This is a genomic window from Aeromonas sp. 604176, from assembly GCF_049170755.1.
Lineage (GTDB): Bacteria > Pseudomonadota > Gammaproteobacteria > Enterobacterales > Aeromonadaceae > Aeromonas > Aeromonas veronii_A.
The window spans coordinates 1-4,900 of record NZ_JAAKNE010000178.1 but is presented as its reverse complement, the minus strand read 5'-3'; the positions used below and the strand labels follow the sequence as shown (position 1 = coordinate 4,900).

The window sequence follows — 4,900 nt, the reverse complement described above, 5'->3', positions numbered from 1 at the left end:
CTCAAACGGGGTGCGGTTTACCGCTGAGATTATACCCGTGTACCTGATCCAGATAATGCTGGCGGAGGAATTTGAGGCATGGCGCTCATTTTTTGCGCCCTCACCCGCTGGCACCTCGTTATTAACAAGTAATAGGGAGTGCCACCCATGAAGACCCTGCTGCTGGTCACCACCTGCCTGCTGTCGGCCAATGTGTTCGCCGCTGACACCCTCACCGTCTACACCTACAGCTCTTTCACTGCCGAGTGGGGTCCGGGGCCCAAGATCAAACAGGCCTTCGAGAAAGAGTGCGGCTGCACCCTCAATCTGGTTCCCCTCGAAGATGGGGTCGCCATCCTCAACCGGCTGCGGCTGGAGGGCAACCACAGCAAGGCTGATCTGGTGCTGGGGCTCGACGATGCCCTCATCAGCGAAGCCAAGCAGAGCGGTCTGTTCGCCCCCCATCCCGCCAAGCTGGATGGCATCAAGGTGCCGGGTGGCTGGCAGGATGACACCTTCGTCCCCTACGACTACAGCTACTTTGCCTTCGTCTATGACAAAGACAAACTCAAGCAGCCGCCCAAGAGCCTGAAAGAGCTGGTGGAGCGTCCCGACCTCAAGGTGATCTATCAGGATCCCCGCACCTCCACCCCGGGGCAGGGGCTGATGCTGTGGATGAAGTCTGTCTACGGCGACAAGGCGCCTGCCGCCTGGGCCGAGCTTGCCAAAAAGACGGTCACCGTCACCAAGGGGTGGTCAGAGGCTTATGGCATGTTCCTCGATGGCGAAGCGGACATGGTGCTCTCCTACACCACCTCTCCGGCCTATCACCTGATTGCCGAGAACAAGCCCCAGTATCAGGCTGCGGCGTTTGAAGAGGGCCACTACCGTCAGGTGGAAGTGGCCGCCAAGCTGAAGAGCGCCAAACAGGAGAAGCTGGCTGACCAGTTCCTGCAATTTATGGTGAGCCCCGCCTTCCAGAATGAGATCCCGACCGGCAACTGGATGTATCCGGTGATCGATACCCAACTGCCAAAAGGTTTCGAGCAGATGATCACTGTAGCCAAGCCGCTCGCCTTCAGCAGCGATGAGGTGGCCGCCAATCGCAAAGGGTGGATCCGCGAGTGGCTGCAAGCCGTCACCCAGTGAGCCGTTATCTGAAACCACAGGTTCGTCCCCTCTGGTGGTTACCGGGCAGTGCAGCCACCCTGTTGATCCTGCTGTTATCCCTCGGGCCGCTCGCGGCCCTGTTGTGGCAGGCCGGTTCGCTGGCCCCCCGCACCCTGCTCGCAGATCCTTATCTGCGTCATGTGCTGGGCTTCAGTCTGGGACAGGCACTGCTCTCCACCCTGCTCAGTCTCGGGCTGGCCATTCCAGTGGCCCGCGCGCTAGCGCGGCGGCGCTTCCTTGGCCGAACCCTGCTGATCAAGCTGTTTGGTCTCTCGCTGGTACTGCCGGTCATCATCGCCATCTTCGGCATAGTAGCGGTACACGGCAAGCAGGGGTGGCTGCCGCAACTGTTGCGCTCACTGGGGCTGGATCCCGGCAACTATCTCTACGGCCTGTTCGGTATCCTGCTGGCCCACGTCTTCTTCAATATGCCGCTGGCGGCACGCCTGATGTTGCAGAGCATAGAGAGCATCCCCGAATCGAGCTGGCGCCTCGCCAGCCAGCTCGGCATGCGCTCATCCCACATCTTTCGGCTGCTGGAGTGGCCGCTTATTCGCGGCATATTGCCGGGGCTGGCCAGCCTCATCTTTATGCTCTGCTTCACCAGCTTCACCACAGTGCTGGCACTGGGAGGCGGGCCGAAAGCCACCACGCTGGAGGTGGCCGTCTATCAGGCGCTGCGCTTTGACTTCGATCTCGCCACCGCAGGCGGACTGGCGCTGGTGCAGCTCATCCTGACCGCCGCCCTGCTCGCCCTGCAGCACAAGCTGCAGAGTACCCCGGCCAGCAGGGTGGCCCCCCATCGTCCCTGCCTGCGGCCGGACCGTCATCAGCCGGGCACGGCCGTGGTGGATCTGCTCTCGCTCGGTATCGGGCTCGTCATCTTTCTGCCACCGCTGCTGGCCATCGTGGTGGCAGGCCTTCAACCCGACCTGCTGACAGCGCTCACCTCCACCAAACTGTGGCAGGCGAGCGGTCAATCGCTGCTGATTGCGTTGGCAGCCGGTGCATTGGCCACCTTGCTCGGCGGTGCACTGCTGCTGACCAGCCGCCATCTACGGATACGGGCTCGCAAGCGGCGGGCTGCCGCCCTGTGGGAGGCCAGCGGCTCGGTGATCCTGATGATCCCGGCAGTGGTGCTCTCTACCGGTCTCTTTATCCTGTTTATGCCGTTCGCCGATGTGTTCGCCCTCGGCCCCTGGCTGGTGGTGCTGGTCAACGCCCTGATGGCGCTACCCTATGTGATGCGCACCCTCTCCGCCCCCATGCAGCTGGTGGTGCGCCAATACGACCGGCTGGCGGATAGCCTGGGGGTACGCGGCCTGCATCGCCTGCGACTGGTGGAGTGGCCGCTGCTGCGCCGCCCGCTGGCACTGGCGATGGCGCTGTCGATGATCCTCTCGCTGGGGGATCTTGGCGCCATCGCCATGTTTGGCAGTCAGGAGCTCACCACCCTGCCCTGGCTGCTCTACCAACAGCTTGGCAGCTATCGATTGACCGAGGCAGCCGCCACCGCTCTGCTGCTGCTGACGCTCTGTTTCTCCCTGTTCTGGCTGGTGGAGCGGGGTCTTGGAGGAAAACATGCTGAACATTGATACGCTGGTGACCAGCTACCCCGACTGGCGCGTCAGCTTCAGCGCGACCCTGCCCAAGGGAGAGATCACCGCACTGATCGGCCCAAGCGGCGCAGGTAAATCGACCCTGCTCGGGATGATCGCCGGCTTCGTGCCGGTGGAATCAGGCCGTCTCAGCTTCGATGGCGAAGATCTGCTGCCGCTGGGCCCCGCCGAGCGACCAGTCACCACCCTGTTTCAGGATCACAACCTGTTCCTCCATCTGTCGGTGTTCGACAATATCGCCATCGGCTTGCACCCGGGTCTGCGCCTGAGTGCAGCCCAACGGGCACAGGTGATCGATGCAGCCGCACGGGTTGGTCTTGGCGAGATGTTAAACCGCCAGCCTGAACAGCTCTCCGGCGGCCAGCAGCAGCGAGTCGGGCTGGCTCGCGCGCTGGTGCGCGGCAAACCGCTGCTGCTGCTGGATGAGCCCTTCTCTGCCCTCGATCCCGCCCTGCGCCGGGAGATGCTGGCGGAAGTGGCGAGGCTAGCCTGCGAACAGGGCATTACCGTACTGATGGTCTCCCACAATCCGGAAGATGCCCAGCTGATTGCCGATCAGGTGCTGTTTGTGGACGAGGGGCGGATCGCCCTGCAGGGAAAGCCGGATATTCTGCAAAACAGCGATCATCCCGGGCTACTACGCTATCTGGGTCGTACGCAGGGCTCATGACCGGCGACGGGCTCAAAAAAGGGGAAGCCGGATGGCTTCCCCTTTCACATGCAGAGCTCCCGTTAAATCAGAGATTTTCCTCGGCGAACGAAGCCAGTCGGCTGCGCACCACGCCGTTGAGGAAGATGTTGGCACTGCCGTCAAAATCCTTGAAGCGCTCGACGATGTAGGTGAGACCCGAGGTCACCGGGCTCAGGTAGTTGGAGTCGATCTGGGCCAGGTTACCGGAGCAGACGATCTTGGTGCCCTCGCCGCAGCGGGTGATGATGGTCTTGATCTGGGACGCGGTCAGGTTCTGGCACTCATCCAGCAACACGAAGGTGTTCTGGATGCTGCGCCCGCGCATGAAGTTGACCGATTTGAACTGGATGTTGGCCTTCTCCATGATGTAGCTGAGCGAGCCGCTCATGTTCTCGTCCTGCTTATGCAGCACCTCCAGGGTGTCGGTCACCGCCGCCAACCAGGGCATCATCTTCTCCTCTTCGGTGCCGGGCAGAAAGCCGATGCTTTCAGCAATTTCCGGGGTATTCCGGGTGACGATCACCTTCTCGTAAATGCCCTTCTCAATCACCAGCTCCAGCGCAGCAGCCATTGCCAGCAAGGTCTTGCCGCAACCGGCCGGGCCGGTCAGGATCACCAGATCGATGTGCGGATCGAGCAGTGCATCCAGCGCCATCCCCTGATAGACGTTCTTGGGATGGACACCCCACGCCTTGCGGGACATCAGTCGCTCGCGACCCAGATCCTTGATGCGGATCTTGTTGCCGTCGTGACTGAGCACCCGGGCTGCGAAGAAATTCTCTTCATCCACCAGATACTGGTTTACGTGAACCCCCTCCAGCAGGTTGGCATCGATCACATGGATGGTGTCGCGGCCGTGGGTCTCGCTCTCACACTCGCCAACCCGCTCCCAGAAGCTGCCGGGCACCACCTGAAAACCCTTGGCCAGCAGGCGGATATCATCGATCAACTGGTCACTACGGTAATCTTCAACGTGAGCAAGCCCGGCCCCTTTGGCTTTGAGGCGCATGTTGATGTCTTTGGTGACCAGCACCACCTGACGCTTCAACTCGTGCTTTTGCAGATAGAGGGCCGCGTTGATGATGCGGTTGTCGGCCTCCTTGTCGGTAAACACCTCGGCATCCTGCGGCAGATGGTGATCGCTGAAGATGCAGATATTGCCGCTCGCTTCGCCAGCCAGCGGCACGCCCTGGGTGATCTGATCCGGGGTTGCATCGCGGAAGACATCTTCCAGCGCACGAATGGCCACCCGCGCGTCGCGGCTGACATCCTTGTTGCGATCCTTGATGTTATCGAGCTCTTCCAGCACCGTCATGGGGATGAGCACGTCGTGCTCTTTGAAGGAGTAGATAGCGAGGGGTTCGTGAAGCAGAACGTTGGTATCCAGGATAAACAGCTTTCGGTCCGTATTGTCCATAAGCATCCTCCTTGGCACTGAAGG

4 protein-coding genes and 1 riboswitch are annotated in these 4,900 nt (G+C 61.3%); of the genes, 3 read left to right on the top strand and 1 reads right to left on the bottom strand.

Going from position 1 to position 4,900, the window contains the following annotated elements; all coding sequences use genetic code 11:
• The first annotated feature begins 1 nt into the window (after window position 1).
• A riboswitch (TPP riboswitch) is annotated at window positions 2-87 on the top strand.
• A gap of 60 nt (window positions 88-147) precedes the next feature.
• From thiB to thiQ, 3 genes are read left to right on the top strand one after another with little or no spacing between them, the layout of a single operon-like run.
• Window positions 148-1,128, top strand: coding sequence for a thiamine ABC transporter substrate binding subunit (gene thiB / locus G5358_RS20020; protein WP_421324779.1), 981 nt, complete (start codon window positions 148-150; stop codon window positions 1,126-1,128).
• Window positions 1,125-2,744, top strand: a complete 1,620-nt coding sequence (gene thiP, locus G5358_RS20015; protein ID WP_421324781.1) for a thiamine/thiamine pyrophosphate ABC transporter permease — start codon at window positions 1,125-1,127, stop codon at window positions 2,742-2,744. The genes thiB and thiP overlap by 4 nt, the downstream gene beginning before the upstream one ends.
• Complete coding sequence (gene thiQ, locus G5358_RS20010; RefSeq protein ID WP_042052488.1) at window positions 2,731-3,438, top strand: thiamine ABC transporter ATP-binding protein; 708 nt, start codon at window positions 2,731-2,733, stop codon at window positions 3,436-3,438. The genes thiP and thiQ overlap by 14 nt, the downstream gene beginning before the upstream one ends.
• A 67-nt stretch (window positions 3,439-3,505) precedes the next feature.
• Here the strand turns inward: thiQ and G5358_RS20005 are convergent, their stop codons facing one another.
• Window positions 3,506-4,876 carry a PhoH family protein gene (locus G5358_RS20005; RefSeq protein WP_005358170.1) on the bottom strand — a complete coding sequence of 457 codons (1,371 nt, stop codon included), beginning with the start codon at window positions 4,874-4,876 and terminating at the stop codon, window positions 3,506-3,508.
• Window positions 4,877-4,900: the final 24 nt, after the last annotated feature.

Excerpts from the sequence above, each read along its gene's own strand:
- thiB (WP_421324779.1), top strand. The coding sequence starts at position 148 with ATGAAGACCCTGCTGCTGGTCACCACCTGCCTGCTGTCGGCCAATGTG.
- thiQ (WP_042052488.1), top strand. The coding sequence starts at position 2,731 with ATGCTGAACATTGATACGCTGGTGACCAGCTACCCCGACTGGCGCGTC.
- G5358_RS20005 (WP_005358170.1), bottom strand. The coding sequence starts at position 4,876 with ATGGACAATACGGACCGAAAGCTGTTTATCCTGGATACCAACGTTCTG.